The 21,297-nt window shown below is 33.2% G+C and carries 23 protein-coding genes; 13 read left to right on the top strand and 10 right to left on the bottom strand.

Translation table 11 applies throughout. From position 1 onward, the window contains the following. Positions 1 to 14 precede the first annotated feature (14 nt). From HRU50_RS11740 to HRU50_RS11730, 3 genes are all read right to left on the bottom strand, one after another. Positions 15 to 485, bottom strand: coding sequence for an Lrp/AsnC ligand binding domain-containing protein (locus HRU50_RS11740; RefSeq protein ID WP_296351281.1), 471 nt, complete (start codon positions 483 to 485; stop codon positions 15 to 17). A 74-nt stretch (positions 486 to 559) separates the two neighbouring features. Continuing rightward, positions 560 to 1,147 carry a hypothetical protein gene (locus HRU50_RS11735; protein WP_296351280.1) on the bottom strand — a complete coding sequence of 196 codons (588 nt, stop codon included), beginning with the start codon at positions 1,145 to 1,147 and terminating at the stop codon, positions 560 to 562. 11 nt (positions 1,148 to 1,158) lie between these two features. Continuing rightward, positions 1,159 to 2,520, bottom strand: a complete 1,362-nt coding sequence (locus HRU50_RS11730; protein WP_296351279.1) for a saccharopine dehydrogenase C-terminal domain-containing protein — start codon at positions 2,518 to 2,520, stop codon at positions 1,159 to 1,161. An 82-nt stretch (positions 2,521 to 2,602) separates the two neighbouring features. Here HRU50_RS11730 and HRU50_RS11725 point away from each other — a divergent pair, with 82 nt between their 5' ends. Both HRU50_RS11725 and pckA read left to right on the top strand, forming a co-directional pair. Continuing rightward, on the top strand, positions 2,603 to 2,992 hold the full coding sequence (locus tag HRU50_RS11725; protein WP_296351278.1) for a DUF423 domain-containing protein: 390 nt from the start codon (positions 2,603 to 2,605) through the stop codon (positions 2,990 to 2,992). A gap of 67 nt (positions 2,993 to 3,059) precedes the next feature. Continuing rightward, on the top strand, positions 3,060 to 4,679 hold the full coding sequence (pckA, locus tag HRU50_RS11720) for a phosphoenolpyruvate carboxykinase (ATP) (RefSeq protein ID WP_296351277.1): 1,620 nt from the start codon (positions 3,060 to 3,062) through the stop codon (positions 4,677 to 4,679). Between the two features lie 67 nt (positions 4,680 to 4,746). On the opposite strand, the gene HRU50_RS11715 is transcribed toward pckA, so the two are convergent. Then, a complete protein-coding gene (locus HRU50_RS11715; protein ID WP_296351276.1) occupies positions 4,747 to 5,496 on the bottom strand; it encodes a uroporphyrinogen-III synthase in 750 nt (249 codons plus the stop codon). A gap of 14 nt (positions 5,497 to 5,510) precedes the next feature. Next, positions 5,511 to 6,161, bottom strand: a complete 651-nt coding sequence (locus tag HRU50_RS11710) for a DUF4271 domain-containing protein (protein WP_296351275.1) — start codon at positions 6,159 to 6,161, stop codon at positions 5,511 to 5,513. A gap of 145 nt (positions 6,162 to 6,306) precedes the next feature. On the opposite strand from HRU50_RS11710, the gene HRU50_RS11705 reads away from it, so the two are divergent. From HRU50_RS11705 to HRU50_RS11695, 3 genes are read left to right on the top strand one after another with little or no spacing between them, the layout of a single operon-like run. Continuing rightward, on the top strand, positions 6,307 to 7,026 hold the full coding sequence (locus HRU50_RS11705) for a polyprenol monophosphomannose synthase (RefSeq protein ID WP_296351435.1): 720 nt from the start codon (positions 6,307 to 6,309) through the stop codon (positions 7,024 to 7,026). A gap of 4 nt (positions 7,027 to 7,030) precedes the next feature. Continuing rightward, positions 7,031 to 8,377, top strand: coding sequence for a dihydroorotase (locus HRU50_RS11700; protein WP_296351274.1), 1,347 nt, complete (start codon positions 7,031 to 7,033; stop codon positions 8,375 to 8,377). Continuing rightward, on the top strand, positions 8,377 to 8,868 hold the full coding sequence (locus HRU50_RS11695) for a DUF4296 domain-containing protein (protein ID WP_296351273.1): 492 nt from the start codon (positions 8,377 to 8,379) through the stop codon (positions 8,866 to 8,868). Before HRU50_RS11700 ends, HRU50_RS11695 begins: the two co-directional genes overlap by 1 nt. Here the strand turns inward: HRU50_RS11695 and HRU50_RS11690 are convergent. Next, entirely contained in the window at positions 8,865 to 9,884 is a 1,020-nt protein-coding gene (locus HRU50_RS11690; RefSeq protein WP_296351272.1) for an NAD-dependent epimerase/dehydratase family protein, read from the bottom strand. The genes HRU50_RS11695 and HRU50_RS11690 overlap by 4 nt on opposite strands. A gap of 81 nt (positions 9,885 to 9,965) precedes the next feature. Between HRU50_RS11690 and tyrS the strand changes: the two genes are divergently transcribed. Then, positions 9,966 to 11,264, top strand: a complete 1,299-nt coding sequence (gene tyrS / locus HRU50_RS11685; protein WP_296351271.1) for a tyrosine--tRNA ligase — start codon at positions 9,966 to 9,968, stop codon at positions 11,262 to 11,264. Between the two features lie 111 nt (positions 11,265 to 11,375). Here tyrS and HRU50_RS11680 read toward each other — a convergent pair whose 3' ends face one another. After that, entirely contained in the window at positions 11,376 to 12,356 is a 981-nt protein-coding gene (locus HRU50_RS11680) for an acyl transferase (RefSeq protein ID WP_296351270.1), read from the bottom strand. A gap of 90 nt (positions 12,357 to 12,446) precedes the next feature. Then, the gene (locus HRU50_RS11675) at positions 12,447 to 14,144 is read right to left on the bottom strand and encodes a T9SS type A sorting domain-containing protein (RefSeq protein ID WP_296351269.1); all 1,698 of its coding nucleotides are present in this window, start codon (positions 14,142 to 14,144) and stop codon (positions 12,447 to 12,449) included. Between the two features lie 229 nt (positions 14,145 to 14,373). On the opposite strand from HRU50_RS11675, the gene HRU50_RS11670 reads away from it, so the two are divergent. Both HRU50_RS11670 and HRU50_RS11665 read left to right on the top strand, forming a co-directional pair. Continuing rightward, on the top strand, positions 14,374 to 15,057 hold the full coding sequence (locus HRU50_RS11670; protein ID WP_296351268.1) for a response regulator transcription factor: 684 nt from the start codon (positions 14,374 to 14,376) through the stop codon (positions 15,055 to 15,057). Further along, complete coding sequence (locus tag HRU50_RS11665) at positions 15,057 to 16,103, top strand: ATP-binding protein (protein WP_296351267.1); 1,047 nt, start codon at positions 15,057 to 15,059, stop codon at positions 16,101 to 16,103. The genes HRU50_RS11670 and HRU50_RS11665 overlap by 1 nt, the downstream gene beginning before the upstream one ends. On the opposite strand, the gene HRU50_RS11660 is transcribed toward HRU50_RS11665, so the two are convergent. Continuing rightward, positions 16,083 to 17,135: a glycosyltransferase gene (locus HRU50_RS11660; protein ID WP_296351266.1), complete on the bottom strand. Its 1,053-nt coding sequence runs from the start codon at positions 17,133 to 17,135 to the stop codon at positions 16,083 to 16,085. The genes HRU50_RS11665 and HRU50_RS11660 overlap by 21 nt on opposite strands. Before the next feature lie 92 nt (positions 17,136 to 17,227). On the opposite strand from HRU50_RS11660, the gene trmB reads away from it, so the two are divergent. The 3 genes from trmB to HRU50_RS11645 are packed head-to-tail and all read left to right on the top strand — an operon-like array spanning position 17,228 to position 18,876. Beyond that, positions 17,228 to 17,902, top strand: coding sequence for a tRNA (guanosine(46)-N7)-methyltransferase TrmB (trmB, locus tag HRU50_RS11655; RefSeq protein ID WP_296351265.1), 675 nt, complete (start codon positions 17,228 to 17,230; stop codon positions 17,900 to 17,902). A gap of 3 nt (positions 17,903 to 17,905) precedes the next feature. Then, the gene (locus tag HRU50_RS11650; RefSeq protein WP_296351264.1) at positions 17,906 to 18,535 is read left to right on the top strand and encodes a lysine transporter LysE; all 630 of its coding nucleotides are present in this window, start codon (positions 17,906 to 17,908) and stop codon (positions 18,533 to 18,535) included. Continuing rightward, entirely contained in the window at positions 18,535 to 18,876 is a 342-nt protein-coding gene (locus tag HRU50_RS11645) for an MGMT family protein (protein WP_296351263.1), read from the top strand. The genes HRU50_RS11650 and HRU50_RS11645 overlap by 1 nt, the downstream gene beginning before the upstream one ends. Here HRU50_RS11645 and HRU50_RS11640 read toward each other — a convergent pair. Further along, entirely contained in the window at positions 18,873 to 19,697 is an 825-nt protein-coding gene (locus HRU50_RS11640) for a hypothetical protein (RefSeq protein WP_296351262.1), read from the bottom strand. The two genes, HRU50_RS11645 and HRU50_RS11640, sit on opposite strands and share 4 nt — an antisense overlap. A 212-nt stretch (positions 19,698 to 19,909) precedes the next feature. On the opposite strand from HRU50_RS11640, the gene HRU50_RS11635 reads away from it, so the two are divergent. Together HRU50_RS11635 and HRU50_RS11630 are read left to right on the top strand one after the other, a co-directional pair. Then, entirely contained in the window at positions 19,910 to 21,049 is a 1,140-nt protein-coding gene (locus HRU50_RS11635; protein ID WP_296351261.1) for an Mrp/NBP35 family ATP-binding protein, read from the top strand. Beyond that, complete coding sequence (locus tag HRU50_RS11630; RefSeq protein WP_296351260.1) at positions 21,050 to 21,289, top strand: NifU family protein; 240 nt, start codon at positions 21,050 to 21,052, stop codon at positions 21,287 to 21,289. It abuts the gene before it with no gap. Positions 21,290 to 21,297: the final 8 nt, after the last annotated feature.

Genomic DNA, 21,297 nt, shown 5'->3' with positions numbered 1-21,297 from the left:
GCATTTTTATTGTCTTATATTTTTATCTGTCTATTAATCTGCTGTTGAAGTGAAATAAATGTTTCGGTTCTAGAAACACCTTTAATACCTTGTATTTGAGTATTTAGTAAATGCATGAGGTGCTCATTATCTTTAGATAAGATTTTAATAAAGATGCTCCATTCGCCAGTGGTATAATGACATTCAATAACTTCTGGTACTTTTTGTAATTGCTTTACGGCTTCAGGATTACTAACTGCTTTATCTAGGTATACCCCAACAAATGCCATGGTTGTATAACCTAAAATCTTAGGATTAATGATAAATTTTGATCCTGCTAATAAACCGGATTTCTCTAACTTTTTAAGACGTTGATGAATTGCAGCCCCAGAAATCCCTACTAAACGTGCAATTTCTAATATAGGAGTTCTGGCATCTTCCATCAGTGCACGAAGTATTTTTTTATCTATACCATCAATATAGATGCCTTTGTCATTTATTTTCATTGAAATCTAGTTTTAGTGTTCTAAATTGAAATATAAAATTAGTGAATAGATTTCAAATTGAAATAAAAAAAGTATTAAGACTTGTCCATTTTAATTCGTTCTTCTCGGGCTTTTTGCTGTAAAACTTTATTGCTAGGATCTTTTCTTAAGTTTTTTTCTGCTTCAATATATTCAGGATAATCTCTATACTTTATTTCTAAAAGTTTTGCATCTGGAACAAAGTAAAATGTTAATGATAAAAAAGAAATAATTCCTAATCGCATAAGTAATGTTGAGTAGAATTGTTTTTTAGTCCTAATAAGCTTAATAATTGTTATAACGACAATAACAGCCATAAGTTGAAGAGATAAACCAAGTCCAATACTTCCATATGGCCATTCTTGAAATTTAAAAAGGGAATAAATGATTATGAATGATAAAATTATACCTGTGCATATGGTTCCTATTATTCTTAAAGAACTTATGCCAGCAAACGCACCTGTCTTGGTAAGATGTCTAAGCTTAATTCCGTTTAATAAAAGAAAACTTAAAAAGAAGTAGATTAATCCTAAAAGAATTGAAGTCAAAGTTATTAGAATAGCAGAATACGGATAACTCACAAACAGCCTTAAAATCATTAGTAATAATAAACCAATGCCTAGGAATAACTCCGCCTTTTTCATAGTATTTCTACTTAAAGGTTTAAAGGGTTGTAGCCTAAATAAGGTACTTTCTTTTCATTAAATTCTACTCCGTAAGTTTTAAGTTCTTCAAGAATGGGTTCGTAAATTTCTTTAGTTATTGGTATTTGAACTCCAGGTGTTTTTATTTTACCGTTAAGTATATCCATAGTTGCCATAGCAACAGGTAAACCAACGGTTTTAGCCATTGCGGTATACGTTTGGTCTTCGCCAGTAACTACCATAGTGGCATCTATCTGACGTTTTTCACCATTAATCTCGTAACCAAATTTATGGTACATCACAATCATATCTTTGTCATCAGCATCTAACGTCCAACTATCCATTAAGATTTTTTGAAGAATTTGTGCTGGAGTGGCTTTATCTAAACCAACCATTTTATCTGGGTTAAAAAGATCTAATTCTAAGAACTTATCCCAAATAACATCATCTTGATCTATTTTAAGAGCATGTCTAAATTTTAATTCAACAGAATCTGTTGGGCTGTAAGGTAAAAAGGCATTGACAAAGTCGCGATAGCTCATATTTATACTGTCATCTATAGTATAGCTGTCATCTGTCATACCTAATTGCACAAATACATTCCATGCTCTACTATAACCGACACGTCTCATCGTACCACGATATAAGGTTTGTGCATGATCGAGTCCATAAGCATGTTGGTACTTTAATGAATCTCTGTTCGCATAGGCTTCAAATCTTCCATAACCATCAACATCCAAAAATTCTGTTCGCCTAAACAAACGATGGTAAGCAATATATTTATACTGGTTTTCTTGCAAGAATTTTGCAGCTCCACCTTGCCCGGCAACAACAACATTTCTTGGGTTCCAAGTAAATTTATAGTTCCAAAGATTATTGTCAGATTCTGGTGCAACTAAACCTCCAGTAAATGATTCAAACAAAATCATTTTTCCACCGTTGTCTCTGATTCGATCTATAACTTGCATGGCACTCATATGGTCGATACCAGGATCTACACCTATTTCGTTCATAAAAATAAGACCATTAGCTTTTGCTTCTTCATCTAACACTTCCATCTCCTTACTGACATAAGAAGCCGTCACCATGTGTTTTTTATAGGTTATACAATCTTTTGCTACTTCAATATGAAATCTAGCAGGCAACATCGAGACTACTATATCTGCATTTTTAACAGCTTCGGTTCTTGATTCAGCATCAAAAACATCAAGTTTAACAACATCTACAGCATCGTCGTTGGTAAGCTTTTTGGCGGCATCCACATTTATATCACCAATAGTAATCTTGAGGTTTTCAGTTTTAGATTTATCAACCAAATATTTGATAAGGTAAGAGGAGGATTTTCCGGCCCCAATGATTAATATCTTTCGCATAATGATATAAATATGACTAATTTTGTGTAACACGAATGTAAGAAATAGAAAAGGGATTTTATTATCAGTTTTTACTTTAATTATGAACAAAAAAATATTAGCTACAGGTGTTTTTTTTGGGGTTATTGCAATTGTATTAGGTGCTTTTGCAGCTCATGGATTAAAAAAATTAGTCGACGCAGACGCTATTCAATCATTTGAAACCGGTGTGCGTTACCAACTGTATCATGCTTTTCTGCTTTTAATAATTGGTTCATCTTCTTTTCTGAATATCAAAGCAAAAAAATGGGTTTTTTATCTCATAATTGTTGGTGTTTTGTGTTTTTCTGGGTCTATTTATGGCTTAGCAACAGATGCACTTTCTAGTTTTAATTTTAAATCAATTGCTTTAATCACTCCATTAGGTGGTGTGCTTCTCATTAGTGCATGGCTAGTAATGTTAATAGACATCTTAAAATCAAAAGTTAATTAATACTTTAAACCCATATCTATTTTAAAATAATGTCTTAATTTTGAAAGCCTAAAAACAACACATAATTATGGCTAACCACGCTTCAATTACGAAAACGATTTCGTTAGAAAAGTATGGCATCAAAGATGCTAAAATTAATTATCAATTATCGCCTAAAGAATTACAAGCTGCTACCATAGAAAAAGGAATGGGTAAAGAAACCTTAAATGGCACTTTGGCTATTAATACAGGTAAATTTACAGGTAGATCTCCAGAAGACCGTTTTTTGGTTCAAGACGATTACACTAAAGATCGCATTTGGTGGGGACCTTCAAATAAACCAATTTCATCAGAAAATTTTGATTTCCTACAAAATGAAATAGAAGCCTATTTAAGTGGAAAGGAGTTGTATGTCAGAGATGGATATGTGTGTGCTGATCCGAGTTACAAAATGAATGTGAGAACAGTAACTGAATATCCTTGGTCTAATATGTTTATTTATAATATGTTTTTAAGACCAGATGAAGAAGAGTTAAAAGATTTTAATGAAGAATGGTTGGTACTTTGTGCACCAGGTTATGAATGTTCTAATCCTGAGGCACATGGTTTAAGACAAGGTAATTTTTCAATTTTAAATTTTACTAAGAAGATTGCTCTAGTTGCTGGTTCAGCCTATACAGGTGAAATGAAGAAGGGAATTTTTACTGCATTGAACTTTATTCTTCCAGTTGAAAAGAATGTATTGCCAATGCACTGTTCTGCCAATGTTGGTGACAATGGTGAAACGGCAATTTTCTTTGGCTTATCTGGTACTGGTAAAACAACCCTTTCAACAGATCCAGATAGAAAACTGATTGGTGACGATGAACATGGTTGGACAGCTGAAAATTCTATCTTTAACTTTGAGGGTGGTTGCTATGCTAAGGTAATTGATCTCTCTGAAGAAAAAGAACCAGATATTTACCGAGCAATTAAGCCAGGTGCAATATTAGAAAATGTCATTTTTAAGGATAATGGCGATGTCGACTATTTTGATAGTTCTATTACACAAAATACAAGAGTAAGTTATCCTATTTATCACATAGATAATATTAAACAACCATCATATGCTTCTAATCCAAAGAATATATTCTTTTTAACGGCAGATGCATTTGGTGTATTACCTCCAATATCTAAGTTGACTCCAGCGCAAGCAGCTTATCATTTTATATCTGGTTATACAGCTAAAGTTGCAGGAACTGAAGCAGGTGTTGTAGAGCCAGTACCATCATTCTCAGCATGTTTTGGTGCACCGTTTATGCCTTTACACCCTGCTGAGTATGCTGATATGCTAAGCAAGAAAATGAAAGAGGCTGGTGTAAATGTTTGGTTAATAAATACAGGTTGGACAGGTGGTCCTTATGGTGTAGGAACACGTATGAAATTAAAGTATACCAGAGCGATGATTACTGCAGCTTTAAATGGTGACTTAGGATTATACAATTATGATGATTACCATATTCATTCTGTATTTGGTGTGGCACAACCAAGGTCATGTCCTGGTGTTCCATCAGAAGTGTTAAGTCCAAGATCCACATGGAATGATGACGAGGCATATTATAAAATGGCATTTAAATTATCTAATGCCTTTAGAGAAAACTTTAAGAAGTTTGAGTCTTATGCGTCAGAAGAAATAAGACGTGGTGGCCCACAGCGATATGCGCACTAACGCAACATATACTAAAAAAACCCAACTTAATGAGTTGGGTTTTTTTATTTATATCAATTAAAGTAAATTACTTTCCTTTATTAACAGAATCAATATACTTTTTCAATGCCATTGTCATAGAAGGCGTTTCTGGTGTCGGTGCAGCAATATCTACGCGCAACCCTTTTTCTTTAACAGCCTTTACTGTCGTATTTCCAAATACTGCAATTCGCGTATCGTTTTGCTTAAAATCAGGGAAATTATAAAATAATGACTCAATTCCAGAAGGACTAAAGAATACTAAAATATCATAGTATACATTAGCTAAATCTGACAAATCACTAATTACAGTTTTATAGAAGGTTGCTTGGGTCCAATTAACACCTAACTTATCTAAGTTTTCAGGAATAATTGGCTTAACCTTGTCTGTAGTTGGTAATAAGAATGTCTCGTCTTTATATTTTTTGATTAACGGCATTAAATCTGCAAATGTTCGTTTACCAACGTATATTTTACGCTTTCTATAAACGACATATTTTTGTAAATAATAAGCAACTGCTTCAGATTGACAGAAATACTTCATAGTATCTGGCACTTTAAAACGCATTTCTTCAGCCACTCTAAAGAAGTGATCTACGGAATTTCTACTTGTAAGGATTATTGCAGTAAACTTGCTTAAGTCTATTTTTTGTTGTCTTATCTCTTTAGCAGATACTCCTTCAACGTGAATGAAAGGTCTAAAATCTACTTTTACTTTTTGCTTTTCTTGTAGGTCAAAGTATGGAGAGTTTTCAATTTTGGGCTCAGGTTGTGATACTAAGATCGTTTTCACTTTCATGCTGTATCGTTTTTTTAGATGTTATATTCTCTAATTACCTTATATAAAATGATATATGGCGCAATTTCGAGAGCGCAAAGATACAACAAAAAATAGAAAAAATTGGAGATTATAAACTTTTGATAATATTTGAATGAAGTAATGAAGCCAATAAGATTAAGTAAAAAAATGAGTATTAATGTTGTTATTATGACAATATTTAGATCAAAAGTAGTATATAAAATAAACAGATTAGACAGCATAAAAATGAGGCCAGAGTAATTGAAAAAGGTGATTTTCTGAAAAAGGTAGTTGTCAATAAGACTGTCTATTTCAAAAAGACTACCTAATAAACGTTCTAAAAGTATTTTAATAATGATAATAGTTGCTACCGTGAAAAGCAGTTTTAAAAAACTAATGAGTTCAAAATTAACTGTCTCAACATAAGTATCATAAAAGAAAAATATAAAGATGCTAACAGATACAACTAAGTTTACAAATAAGAAACCTTCAAAAGGGTCAATAAACTTCTGGTCTCGATTGTAAATATTCAAATATTTCGAATTACCAACAACATATAAAAAATCATTAAACCGTAATGTGTTTAAGATTTTTGATATAACAATTCCAAGTAAACCAAAAACTGTGAAAGCTGTTAGCCAATCGTGAGTTATAAAGTCGCGCATGATGCTAAAATATAAAGAAAATCAAGTTCAGCATAATTTATATTTTTTTAGAATCTTATGAATTTTATAACATTAAAAAATACTTCAAAACCGTTACATTTGTCCAATCCTTAAAAATTAAGGCTAACTAAATCATATGGATCAAATGTCTGATGCTATTGTAATCATACCAACTTACAATGAAGTTGAAAACATAGAAGCAATTGTCCGAGCTGTTTTTCAACAAAAAAAGGACTTCCATGTGTTAGTCGTAGATGACAACTCACCTGATTATACCTCGAAGGCGGTAAAAAAGCTACAAGTTGTATTTAATCAAAAGCTATTTTTAATTGAAAGAAAGAATAAAAGTGGTTTGGGGTCTGCTTATATAGATGGGTTTAAATGGGCGTTGAAAAAAAACTATCAGTATATTTTTGAAATGGATGCTGATTTTTCGCATAACCCAAAAGACCTAATACACCTATATAATGCCTGTAATGAAAATAATGCAGATGTTGCAGTAGGATCTAGGTATGTAAAGGGCATTACAGTGGTAAACTGGCCTTTGTCTAGAATTTTGTTGTCCTATGGCGCATCACGTTATGTGCGAATAATAACAGGGATGAAAGTAAAAGATTCTACAGCTGGTTTTGTGTGCTATAAACGTGAAGTGTTAGAGACTATTAACTTAAATAAAATCAAGTTTGTAGGTTATGCTTTTCAGATTGAAATGAAATTTAAGGCCATGAAAAAAGGCTTTAAAATTGTTGAAATTCCAGTTATATTTAAGGATAGAATTAAGGGAAAATCAAAAATGAGCGGTAGTATTATATATGAAGCTGTTTTTGGAGTAATTAGTCTAAAGTTGAAAAGTTTATTTTTTTAAAACTATGGTAAAGAGAAATACTATTATTAAAAATGCAAAGATTGTAAACGAGGGAAAAATAACTGAAGGTGATATTTTAATTGAGAATGATATCATTGTTGAAATAGGTGAATCTATCAGCGTTAAATCACCAGATACAATTGTAATAGATGCTGAAGGAAATTATGTGTTACCTGGAATGATTGACGATCAGGTACATTTTAGAGAACCAGGATTAACGCACAAAGCGAATATTGAAACAGAATCAAAAGCGGCTTTAGCAGGTGGAATAACTTCTTTTGTTGAGATGCCAAACACCAACCCTCAAACAACTACTGTTGAAAAGCTTGAAGAAAAATTTGCTATTGCAGCAGAGTCTTCTCATGCCAACTATTCGTTTATGTTTGGCGGTACAAATGATAATTTAGATGAGATTTTAAAGGTAGATCCGAATGGGGTAGCAGGATTAAAACTTTTCTTAGGTTCTTCTACAGGTAATATGTTGGTTGATGACCCTGAAGTTTTAGAGAAGATTTTTTCTAGCACCAATATGGTCATTTCCGTACATTGTGAAGATGAAGGTACAATTAGAGAGAATTTAGCAAAATATAAAGCGCTATATGGTGATGATATTCCTATGGAATTACATCCGATTATTAGAAGTGAAGAAGCATGTTATTTATCGTCTTCAAAAGCTATAGAATTGGCAAAAAAGACAGGTGCCAGATTACATGTATTTCACTTGTCTACTGGCAAAGAAACCCACCTATTCACAAATGACATCTCTCTAAAGGATAAAAAAATCACCTCAGAGGTTTGTATCCATCACTTGTGGTTTTCAGATGAAGATTATGCTAAAAAAGGAAGTCATATTAAATGGAATCCGGCAGTGAAGACCGCTACTGATAGAGATCAATTGTGGGAAGCACTTTTAGATGATAGAATTGATGTGATAGCAACAGACCATGCACCTCATACGCTAGAAGAAAAAAGTAATCCATATACTAGTGCGCCATCTGGTGGACCACTTGTGCAACATGCTCTTGTTGCTTTATTAGAAGCACATCATCAAGGCAAAATTTCTATTGAAAAAATTGTTGAGAAGGCTTGTCATAACCCAGCTATTTTATTTGATGTAGAAAAGCGTGGTTATATAAAAGAAGGCTATTATGCCGATTTAGTTATTGTAGATTTAAATCATCCTTGGACCGTAAATAGAGATAATATCTTATATAAATGTGGTTGGTCTCCTTTTGAAGGAAGTACTTTTAAAAGTAGAATTACCCATACTTTAGTGAATGGACAACTTGCGTACAAAAACTTTAAAGTTTTAGACGTTAAAGCTGGTAGAAGACTAACCTTTGATAGGTAATGAAACGATTTTATAGCTTATTATTGACATTATTTTTTCTGGCTTGTACTAACAGTGGCAAGCCAGAAAAACCTAAAAATCTTATTTCTAAAAATAAGATGGAAGCTGTTTTATTCGATTTGTATGTTGTAAGTGGCGCAAAAGGTGTCAATAAGAAATTATTAGAAACCAAAGGGTTTGAGCCAGAAACTTATGTGCTTACAAAACATAATATTGATAGTTTGCAGTTTGCAGAAAGTAATGCATATTATGCCTTCGATTCTGATAATTACAAATCCATGATTGAAAATGTCAAATCTAGAATTGAAAAGGAAAAGAAGAAATTAGAGGACGAGGAAAAAGAACTAGATAAGATAGAGCAACGCAAAAAGGATTCAATAAAAGCGGTTAGAAAAAGAAAGAATGATTCTATACATAAGGTACATAAAAACTTTCCTGATTCAACCTTAATCAAGAAAAATAAAAATCCTTTTACATCTAAAAAGAATTAAGATTTAAGGTCTTTCAGGTATAATTCACTCACAGAGGCAATGGTCTTGTCTATAGACTTAAATTGGTAATTTAACGTCTCGATTATTTTCGAGTTATCATATTTTGATGTGTTAACCACCGATTTTGCGCCTTGTTTAGAAAGTATTCTTCGCTTACCTGTTAGCTTATGATTTACCCAATCTAATCTCCAAAATATTTGTAAAAGCCAAGATTTCGCTTCTTTAGTAGGTCCTTTTACATTTAAAAAACGAGCAGTTTTAGTTAAAAAATCCTTATAACTGAGGTTTTCAGATACTAATACAAATCCTTGGTTAATAATATTGCTATTCATTAGAGCTATCATAGGGTCAACAACATCCCATACATCAACATAACCAGTAATACCATTGGTATAAAAGGACATGCCTTTATTCACTTTTTTAAACAAATTCCCGCTACTGCCACCATTCCAAAATCCGGCACCAAGAATTATTCCAGGGTTTACTACAACGACATCAACACCTTCTTGTGAGCCACGCCAAACTTCCATTTCTGCGCCATATTTAGTAATGGCATAGACGCTATTATCTGCTTCAGGATTCCAAGGTGTATTTTCATGAATGCGTATTTCTGGGTTTTCATTATGACCAAGAGCTGCAATAGAACTTACGTAGCACAGTCTTTTAATTTTATACGATATACAAAGGTTTACAATATTCGCTGTGCCTTCAATATTAATTTTCCTAAGCTGATGATATTTGTCAGGTTCAAAAGACACAAATGCAGCACAATGATATACGTGAGTTACATCCTTAAAAGCAACTTCAAGTCTTGGAATATCATTAATATCAGCCTTTACCCATTCTATTAAGTTAAATAAGTCTTCAGGATTATTAGAAAAATAAGAAAACACATGTTTTGTGCGTGCTATGGTCTTTTCTCGTCTGTATATTGCTCTTACTTTTTCACCATTGCAAGTAAGTTTATAAAGTAAATGAGAACCAACAATTCCTGTGCCGCCTGTTACTAGTATCATACAGCTAAATTACATTAAAATTGTCTTTTGTGATTTGATGTGGAAATATATCTTTGCGTAATCTTAAAATCAAACATAATAATGGGAAAGAATTTTGTCGAAGAACTAAAATGGAGAGGCATGTTGCACGATAGTATGCCAGGAGTTGAAGAGCATTTAGATGAAGCTATGCGCAGTGCGTATGTTGGTTTTGATCCTACGGCAGATTCTCTTCATATAGGTAATTTGGTTCCTATTATGTTGTTAGCACATTATCAACGTTGTGGTCATAAGCCTGTGGCTTTAGTTGGTGGTGCGACAGGTATGATTGGTGATCCGTCTGGTAAATCTTCTGAGCGAAATTTACTTGATGAGAAAACTTTACGTCACAACCAAGAAGCCATAAAAAAACAATTATCTCATTTCTTAGATTTTGATAGTAATGATGCTAATGCTGCAGTATTAGTAAATAATTACGATTGGATGAAAGAGTTTTCATTCCTTGAATTTATTAGAGATGTTGGTAAGCACATCACTGTTAATTATATGATGGCTAAAGATTCTGTGAAAAATAGAATTTCTGGCGAAACTTCTAACGACGGAATGAGTTTTACTGAATTCACCTATCAGTTAGTGCAAGGTTATGATTTCCTGCATTTATACAGAGATAATGACTGTACAATACAAATGGGTGGAAGTGACCAATGGGGAAATATAACCACAGGTACAGAATTAATTAGAAGAATTGGTGGTGGAAAAGGTTTTGCAATCACCTGTCCATTAATTACAAAAAGTGATGGCTCAAAATTTGGTAAATCTGAAGGTGGAAACGTTTGGTTAGATGCCAAAAGAACATCTCCATACAAGTTTTACCAATATTGGTTAAACTCTAGTGATGAAGACGCTCAGAAGTATATTAAGATATTTACATTTTTATCTGAAGATGAAATTAATAGTTTAATTTCTGAGCATTCTGAAGCACCACATCTTAGAATTTTACAAAAAAGATTAGCCCAAGAAATCACAACGATGGTGCATTCTCATGAAGATTTTGAAAATGCGGAAAAAGCGTCAAATATCTTATTTAGTAAGTCATTTAAAGAAGATATAAAGACTTTAAATGAAACCTTATTCTTAGATGTTTTTGAAGGTGTACCACAAGCAGAAATATCTAAGGCTGATTTTGATGAAGGATTAGATATGATTGGTGCACTGGCTGCAAAAACCAACTTTTTAAAATCTAATGGTGAAGCGAGACGTGCACTAAAAGAAAACTCGGTATCTGTAAATAAAGTAAAAGTTAAAGAAGATTATAACTTGTCTTCAGAAGACTTAATCAATGATAAGTATATCATTTTAAATAAGGGAAAGAGAAACACATATATCATAAAGATTGTATAAGCAAAGTGAAAAGCCCAAACTCTCGTTTGGGCTTCTCTAACCAATCAATCAACTATATGAAAATCTTTCTTTTTCTATAGCGTTGATTTAGTCGTAAATATTTTTAATTCCTTACAAAGCCATAAGATTACAACCTCTAATATCTGAGTTGTCGAATCTTCCAATGATTTCAAACTGTTCATTTTCATGGACTTTGCCAAGATCTTGAGTCGCGATAAAAGCACAAGAATTAATATTAGCGAGGTCAATAATATTAATGCCACCAGTTTTATTGTGTTTTTGAAGTGAAAGTGCGTCTTCGGTATCTCTAGTAAGTATTTTCATCCAAGGTGGACATTCAAAAATGCCATTACCTTTAGAATAAGCCTGACTCAAAAGTTCAGTCATACCATATTCACTATGTATTTGATTAACTCCAAAGCCAGTTTTAAGTATAGAATGAAGTTCTTCTCGTGTAATTTCTTTACGTCTGCCTTTCATACCACCAGTTTCCATGACTAAGGTGTAGTTCAATTTAAATTGATACTGTTCAATAAGGTCAAGTAATGCAAATGAAACACCAATGAGTAATGTTTTTTGTTTTTTAGCTTCAAGTTGATGTAGAGTTTCAGCTAATTCATCTAGATTATTAAGGTAAAAGCCGCTTTCTAGTCGATTAGATTTAGTAATTAAATCGTTAACCATATATATTAGAGAAGAACCGTCACGTTCAAGGTATGAAGGTAATAGTGCTAATACCACATAATCTTCAATATTGCCATAAAAGTGTTCAAAAGCCTTGATATAGCTTTGCTCATAAACACTTAAATCTGTAACATAATGTTTACTTGTGATACTTCCAGTTGTACCTGAACTAGTGAAGGTTTTTTCTACTATTTCTCTAGAACTTAAAATTTCATGACTCTTAAAAAACTGGATCGGTAAAAAAGGTATATCCTTAATGCTTTTTACATCTGAAGGATGAATATAAAGCAAGTCGCAAAAAGATCGATATATAGCGTTATTATTAAACTGATGTTTAAATACTTCAAGTGCAATCGTTTCAAATTTCGATTGAGAATTAATATTAAAAACAGCTTTTGTATCTATCATGAAATCAGTTAAACTAACTGATACAAAAATATGGAAAATAAAAAAGCGCAACTAAAACTAGTTGCGCTTTAAATATGTATCAAATAATGATTAGTTAATCACTAATTTCTTAGTAACAGAAGCATTATTTTGAGTAATCTTAACTAAATAGATTCCAGTTTTAAGATTTGAAACATTCAACGTATTGTTTGTTAGAGTTTCGTTCTTTACTTGCTTACCTAATAAGTCAAATACTTGTACATTTATTTCTTCGTTAACAGAAGATGTTATTGTTACAATACCAGTATTAGTTGGATTAGGGAAGATTGAGAAAGATGTTGCGTCAAATTGATTTAATGATAAGGTCTCATTAAATGATTGAGAAAGAGTAAGGTTATCTACTCTAATAGTTTCATTTTCACTTGAATCGGATTGTCTAAAAGCAAATTGATTTACAGTTTGAGCACCACCAGTAGATCCTGATATAGAAGTGTCAGTTTCAGAAGTTGCATCGATCCATAACTGTGCTTCAGAGTTATCTTGACCAAATCGCACCGTAACTCTATATGTAGTACCAAAAGTTAAGTCGGTTGCCCAAGTAGCTTCAGCCGTAGATGTACCAGATGATATTCCTAATGTGTAATCACCTGTAGTATTTGGAGCGACTATATCTAAGCGAGCTCTGAAACTTCCACCATCATTCATCAGGTGAGCAAAATATTCAAAATCTGTACCATTTGTTCCTATTACATTGCCAGGGTTGTCAACACTAAAATCGAAAGAATAATAAACACTACCCGTAACAGCTGTGAACTCAATATTTATATCTTCACTTGGTGCGCCGTGCTGCACTACACCTTGACCTGATAAAACTTGAAAGTCTCCTGGAGTACCACTGTGAGCAGTCCAAAGCCCATTACCAATTAGACTTCCATCACTATAATCAAAATCATCAGTTATAGGTAAATCATTACTTGGAACACAAGAAGGTGAAAACACATTAGCATCTAGATCACAAGCACCGCCGTCTGCAGCATTAATTGTAATATCCGTTCCTTCATTGATTCCAGTAACTGTAATTGTACCTGTGGCATCAACTGAAGGATCACCTTGCGTAAGGTCTACAGTCCCTGAAGTCGCAGTTACAGTGTAAGTACCTGTTCCACCGCCTGTAAAATCTACTGTCGCTGTATAAGTGTCTGTACCTGCTGTTATTGCGTCACATGTAGAATTAATATTGCTAAGAATTAAATCACAAGTTTCTGCTGAATTCGCTGCGTCTGGTGTTGGAGCAGCAGCTAAATAAGATCCATCACCTTGTCTTTGCATAGACTCAGTAGCTGTATCGTTATATTGAGTAGTTTCCCCCAAGGCAGACAAAAGATCTGTGTCATCCGAGTCATTCGTTCCATAAACTAGTGCAGATAATAAATTGGATGTTGTAGCCGCTGTACCATTAGGAAAATCTGTGTCACTACCTGTATATAAAGCCACAGCATCAGCACCGTTTTGTAAAAAATTACTAGGTTGAACTAAATCAACCCCATTTACAGCTGTATTACCCACAACAAAGAATCCATTGGCATCTGTACTAAAGCCATCTAAATCGAAAGCACCATAGCTTGCATCGCCATTACCATTAAATGTCACTAATACTAAACCGTCTAAAGAAGTGTTAGCTGTCCAGGAAATTTCCACAAACTCTTGAGTGTCAGAGCCACTTTGGTCTGGATCAACTTCATTAATTACTTGACCGTACGAGAAAGATGCCAAGATTAATGTTAAAAATAAAGAGTAAATTTTTTTCATATTGTAATGTAAATTAATTAGTGCTCCAAATATACTAACATTTACCGAGTGTTAATGGTGTTTTTATCAACAAGAGTCTTAATTTACAATAAGATAACATATTATGGTTGTGCATTCTATGTTTGCTTTCGTGATATTTACAAATGTTAGCGAATTGTTATCAATTTACTATTTTTAATAACGTAAACAGATATACTTTATATTTACCCAACCTTAAAAAATCATATTGGTGAAAAAGAAGGACATTAAAATATTACTTGTTGATGACGAACCAGATATCTTAGAGATTGTTGGTTATAACCTATCAAGTGAAGGTTATCAAGTTATTACTGGTGAAAATGGTAATGAAGCCATAGAAAAGGCCAAAAAACATAAGCCACATCTAATTATTCTCGATGTGATGATGCCAGAAATGGATGGTATTGAAGCTTGTGAGCGAATTAGGCAAGATTCAAAATTGAATAATACCATCATCACATTTTTAACGGCACGTGGTGAGGATTATTCTCAGGTCGCTGGTTTTGAAGCTGGTGCTGACGATTATATCACCAAACCTATAAAACCAAAAGTATTAGTCAGTAAAGTAAAGGCACTTTTAAGAAGACTCAAAGAAACTGAGAGTGCTTCAGACTCTGTGAAGATTGGTGATCTTATTATTAATAGAGAAGAGTACAAGATTACTAAAAAGGGTGAAGAGATTATTTTACCAAGAAAAGAGTTTGAATTGCTATCTTTGTTGGCATCTAAGCCTGGTAAAGTATTTAAACGCGAAGAAATCTTAGATAAAGTTTGGGGTAATGAAGTTGTTGTTGGCGGAAGAACTATCGATGTACATATTAGAAAACTTCGTGAAAAAATTGGTGACAAATCATTTAAAACAGTAAAAGGCGTTGGGTACAAGTTTGTAGATTAATGCAAAAGAAAGGCCTTAAAAAATCTTATAAGTTCGCTATTAGAACATCGTTATATGTAACGATATTTTCAACACTCCTAGTGAGTGTTTTTTTGTATTACTATCATGTAATAAATTGGCAAGTTATCTTCTTCCCACTTGTTTGTTTTCCGTTGTGTTTCTCTATTATTCAGTTTAGGGTTGAACGATTTATTTACAAGCGTGTAAAAAAGATCTATGATGATCTTACACTTTTAGAATCTACCACTTTAAGACAGCAACCTATTACAACAGACATGGGAACGCTCCGAAAAGAGATCGATAAGTATGCTCGAGACAAAAAGATTGAAATTGAAACCTTAAAAGTAAGAGAAGAATATAGAAAAGAATTTATAGGTAACGTTTCTCATGAGCTAAAGACACCTCTTTTTACCGTTCAAGGATATATTGATACACTTTTAGATGGAGGAATAGAAGATCAAAAGCTTAGGGAAAAATACCTCAAAAGAGCAAGTAAAGGTGTTGAGCGTTTAACCTACATCATTAAAGATTTAGATATGATTACCAGACTAGAAGTTGGTGATCTTAATTTGGATAAAGAAACTTTTGACATTGTTAAGTTGGTACAAAACGTGTTTGACTTATTTGAAATGAAGGCAGCTAAGAAACGTATCACGCTAACATTTGATATGGACTATGCCAATCCTATATTGGTTAATGCAGATCAAGAACGTATTCAGCAAGTACTAACAAATCTCATTGTAAATTCTATTAAGTACGGAAGACAAAAGGGAACAACAGAAGTGAGTATAGAAAACCTCATTAAAAACAAAGTAATAGTAAGAGTTACAGATAACGGCGAAGGTATAGATAGTGAAAATTTACCACGACTTTTTGAACGTTTTTATAGAGTAGACAAAAGTGGTTCACGAAAAGAAGGAGGCTCTGGTTTAGGTTTGTCTATTGTTAAACATATAATAGAAGCTCATGAAGAAAAGTTATATGTAGAAAGTGAGCTTGGTGTTGGTAGTGAATTCTCTTTTACTTTAGAAAAGATTGAAAAGTGATTTAAAGTCTAAGTCTGCCTCATCGCTCACAAAACCTTTATAATTTTTCATCTCATTAAGCATATCAATATTAAAATCTTTTTGTGTGCTAAATGGCGCGATGTTTTCCTTTTGTAATTTTTCTGCTAAATATTCTTGTTCAAACTGACCAGGTGTTGGTATTAAGAATGCTTTCTTTCCGAGTTTTGCATAATCCATTAAAGACGTATAACCAGATCTACTTAGTACCATTTCACTTGAATTTAATGCCTCTTCAAGCTGATTACTAGTCATATAGTTGTAAATAATAGTATTTTGGTGTTCTTCAATAGTTTGCTCGGCTTCTAATATGCCTTTAACTAAGCACACATTACCTTCAAAAGAGATAAGTTCATTTAAAATTTTTTCCTCTAAATACGTTCTTTGTGGTTCTGGGCCAGATAACACTACAAGTAGTTTATACTTTGTGGTTAAGTCTTTTCCTTGAAATCTGCTTAAAGGTCCAAGATATTTCAATGAAATATTTAAATCGTCAACATGGCCTAAATCGCCACTGAGATTGTTCTTGCCTTTATAGTCAGGCACCCAACATTCATCAAACTTTGTAATTATTTTTTGATGCATTTTGCTGCTCAACCAAGTCGTATTACCACTTAAAACTTTGAGTTGATGTGTTATAAATACAGAAGGAATGCTTTTGTGTCTAATGCCAAAACGATTGTCAGAGATGATGCCAGACAGATTTTCGGTTTCAACTAGTTGTTTAATAAGATTACGTTCTCTTTTTATCGTTTTTAAAAGATGTGGGGAATCTTTTATTAATTTTAATTTGAAACTATTGGCCTTCTTTGCATAGGTAATATTGTATGATGGTAGTTTAATGGATTGTAATTCTGGGAATTCTTTCTGTAACAACGATAACGCGAAACCATCACTAGCAATGATAGGTTCAAAATCATGAGATTTTAACTCATTTATTATTGGTATACAACGCGTTGCATGGCCTAATCCCCAATTTAATGGAGCAACTAATATTCTCTTTTTATTTTGCACTTATCTAATTTTCAATTTTAGATACATCTTAACAAAGGTAAACCTAAAATGTTTCCTTAATTTTACCGAATTATTATTAAGCAGTAAACCACGTGGGAAGTAAAAATAAGCTAAAGCGATTTAGAGAAAATGAAACTTTTGAAAATGTATTTCAACCAACTAGAGAAGACCTAGTTGACCAGATATATAAATATAAAGGAAAATGGAGAACGGAGGTTTTTAAGAATCAAAATCCTATAGTTTTAGAATTAGGCTGTGGTAAAGGTGAATATACTGTAGAATTAGCTCAGCGTTATCCAGAAAAAAACTTTATAGGTATAGATATTAAGGGAGCAAGATTTTGGCGTGGTGCAAAAACAGCTGTTGAAGAAGCTATTCCTAATGCAAAATTCATAAGAACGCAAATAGAACTTATTGAATATATTTTTGACGAAAACGAAGTTGATGAGATTTGGATTACTTTCCCAGATCCTCAAATTAAATACAAAAGAACCAAGCATAGATTAACCAATATGCAATTTTTGGAGCGTTATAAAAAAGTGTTGAAGCCAGATGGTATTATGCATTTAAAAACTGACAGTGAGTTTATGCACGGTTATACGCTTGGGTTACTTCATGGTTTAGGTTGTCAGGTGGTTTATGCCAATCATCATGTCTATAAATTAGAAGGTAGTCCAGAAGAAGTAACTCAAATACAAACCTTTTACGAAAATCAATATTTAGAGAAAGACAAACCAATTACGTATATTAGATTCAAAATCAATTAAGATTTGAGTATTACTGTCGTTTTTTTCTTAGGACTTTTCGTCGCACTTATAGGTGTAATACCACCAGGATTATTGAATATGACTGCTGCTAAAATTAGTCTTAAAGAAGGACCAGGAAGTGGTATTACCTTTTCCTCTGGAGTTTGTTCAATTGTTTTTGTTCAAACATATTTAGCCTCTATTTTTTCAAGATATTTATCAAATAGACCAGATGTTGTAGAAATTTTGCAACGTGTTGCTTTCGTAATATTTGTACTGATTACAATTTACTTTCTCGTCATTGCTAGAAATCAAAATGAAACACCAGTAGAAACAGAGGATAAAAGCAAACGTAGTCGTTTTTTTCATGGTATGTTTTTGTCGGCATTAAATGTCTTTCCAATTCCGTATCAAGCATACATGACTATTACCTTGGCTTCTTTTGGTTGGCTTAATTTTGAACGAACAACGATTATTACTTATGTTACCGGTGCTGCAATGGGCACTTTTGTAATGCTCTACTTTTATATCTTCTTTTTCGAAAAGATTAAGGATACAAAATTTACATCTCAAAAGAGCATGAATTATAGTATAGGTGTTATCACTGGGATTGTTGCTTTAGTGACTTTTATTAATATACTAAGTGAGTGGTAATGCGTGCCGAGCCAAAACCATTTTTTGAAAAAGTATACGAGGTTGTTAGATTAATTCCCTTTGGAAGAGTAACCTCTTACGGTGCAATTGCTAAGTATCTTGGTGCTGTCAGAAGCGCTAGAATTGTGGGTTATGCTATGAATAATTCTCACGGTAAGGATGTGCCAGCGCATCGCGTGGTTAATAGAAAAGGACTACTAACTGGGAAACATCATTTCGATGGTACAAATTTGATGCAACAACTTTTAGAGAATGAAGGTATTGTTGTGATTGATAGTCAAATTCAGGATTTACAAAAGGTATATTGGGATCCTAACCAAGAATTAAAGTTTGATGATTAGTTAAAATACAAACCAACACCTAAACCAATATTTGAAAATTTCTGACTGCCAATTTTGAGATATTCATAGCCGACTTGGAATCGATACTGTTTTAAGTGATAATTCATATAGCCTTGAAATCTATTTAGTGTACTTCTGTTAATAAAGGTTTGATTAAAAGACGTTTCAAAACTTATTGGTTTAATCGGGAAAACCTCTGCACCAATAGCATAACTAATGCCGATTTCATCTACAGCTCCATCAACAAACGTTGGGCCAATGCCCCAAAATGCGTTAAAATGTTTTGTTCGTATTCGGTTATATTTAAAGAATGCATTGTAAATAGCAAGCTGGTCATTCTCATAAATAGAACTTCGTTCCCACAGTTGCAGGTAATCCAATTCAATAGCCAGTTTATCATTCAACTTAAAATCAAAGTTTAGATGACCGCCTTTTATCCTTGAGCTTTCAGAAATATATTTAATGGTTATTGCTCCACGCCAGTTAGTTGAAGTATCATTCCAGTTATTCGAGTAGTTACCATTCCCTAATTCAGCGTACGGATATGCCGTTAAAAATGGTTGTTTTTCGTCAGGAAGTTCAATAAAAACACCTCTGAAAGCTTCAAAAAAGAACCTACCAAATAGTTCGGCAAATATATTTCCGAAGAGTGCGTCATCAGACGAGCTGAAGTCAAAACTGTTGCTGTTAGATTCAGAGTTAGAACTTTGTTCGTCAGCATCCTTAAGGCTATCTTCAGCTCTGCCAATTTTACCTTGTGCAAAAGAGAAGTTTGAAATAGTTAAGAAAGATAATATAAAGAAGAAGGTACGCAGATTCATGAATGATTGGTTTCTGAAAATGCATCATAAATTATGCCGCTTAAGATTTTTGATTTATAATTATGAAGTTTTATTCAGTTAAAGCGTTGTTAGAACTGAAATAGAATAATTTAAGCCAATATTAGGATTGATAAAACTTCTAAATGAACTAAGATGTCTTCTTGGATTATTAGTTATCTTTGCAGTCAGAACAAAACTAGATAAAATAAGACGTGAAGCTTAATAAACAAGATATATTAAATGCACTTAAAACCATTACTGTTCCGGGAGAAGGTGAAAATATGGTAGATAGTGGCGCGGTAACAAATGTGGTAACGTTTGCAGATGAGGTTATAGTAGACATCACAATTAAAAACCCAAGTCTTCAAGCAAAGAAGAAAACAGAAGTTGAAATCTTACAAACGATACATAGAGAAGTTTACGAAAAGGCTAAGATTAAAGTAAATATCAAAGTTGATGCACCCGTAAATAAACCAAAGAATGAAATCAAAGGAAAGCCAATTCCTGGTATTCAAAATATAGTTGCAGTAGCATCCGGTAAAGGTGGAGTTGGTAAATCTACAGTAACAGCTAACTTGGCTGTAACATTGGCTAAAATGGGCTTTAAGGTTGGAGTGTTAGACGCTGATATTTATGGGCCATCAATTCCGATTATGTTTGATGTGGCAAATGAAAGACCATTATCTGTAAATGTTGATGGAAAATCTAAAATGAAACCTATTGAGAATTATGGTGTCAAGGTGTTATCAATAGGATTTTTTACAAAACCAGAACAAGCGGTAATTTGGCGAGGTCCAATGGCTTCTAAAGCATTAAATCAAATGATTTTTGATGCTGCTTGGGGTGAATTAGACTTTTTACTTTTAGACCTGCCTCCAGGTACTGGTGATATTCATTTAAGTATTATGCAAGCCATGCCAATTACAGGTGCTGTTGTGGTAAGTACGCCACAAAATGTAGCTTTAGCAGATGCTAAAAAAGGTGTCGCAATGTTTCAGCAAGACAGTATCAATGTGCCTGTTTTAGGCATAATAGAAAATATGGCGTACTTTACACCAGCAGAATTACCTGATAATAAGTATTATATTTTTGGGAAAGAGGGAGCTAAAAACTTAGCTGAAGATTTAGATGTGCCATTTTTGGGTGAAGTACCAATTGTACAAAGTATAAGAGAAGCAGGAGATGTTGGTAGACCTGCTGCTTTGCAAACGGCAACACCAATAGAAGCAGCATTTGAAGAATTAACTAAAGAAGTAGTACAACAAGTGGTATTTAGAAATGAAGCTTTACCAGCTACCGAAGCAATAAAAATTACAACAATGGCAGGTTGCTCTGCAGTAAATAAAAAGTAGATGAGCTCAGAAGAACTAAAATTAAATGTGCAAAAAGCATTAGACGAAATCCGTCCTTTTTTACAAAGTGATGGTGGCGATATTAACCTATTATCAATTGATGATGATAAGTTAGTAAAGGTGCAGCTTGTTGGCGCATGCACATCTTGCAGTGTAAATCAGATGACTTTAAAATCTGGTGTAGAAATGACTATTAAAAAATATGCTCCGCAAATTGAGCGTGTTATAAATGTAGAGTAGTTATGTGA

It is taken from the genome of Winogradskyella sp., assembly GCF_013213835.1.
Taxonomy (GTDB): Bacteria; Bacteroidota; Bacteroidia; order Flavobacteriales; family Flavobacteriaceae; genus Winogradskyella.
Note: the sequence above shows the minus strand (reverse complement) of the source record. Positions and strands in the feature narration are given on the sequence as shown.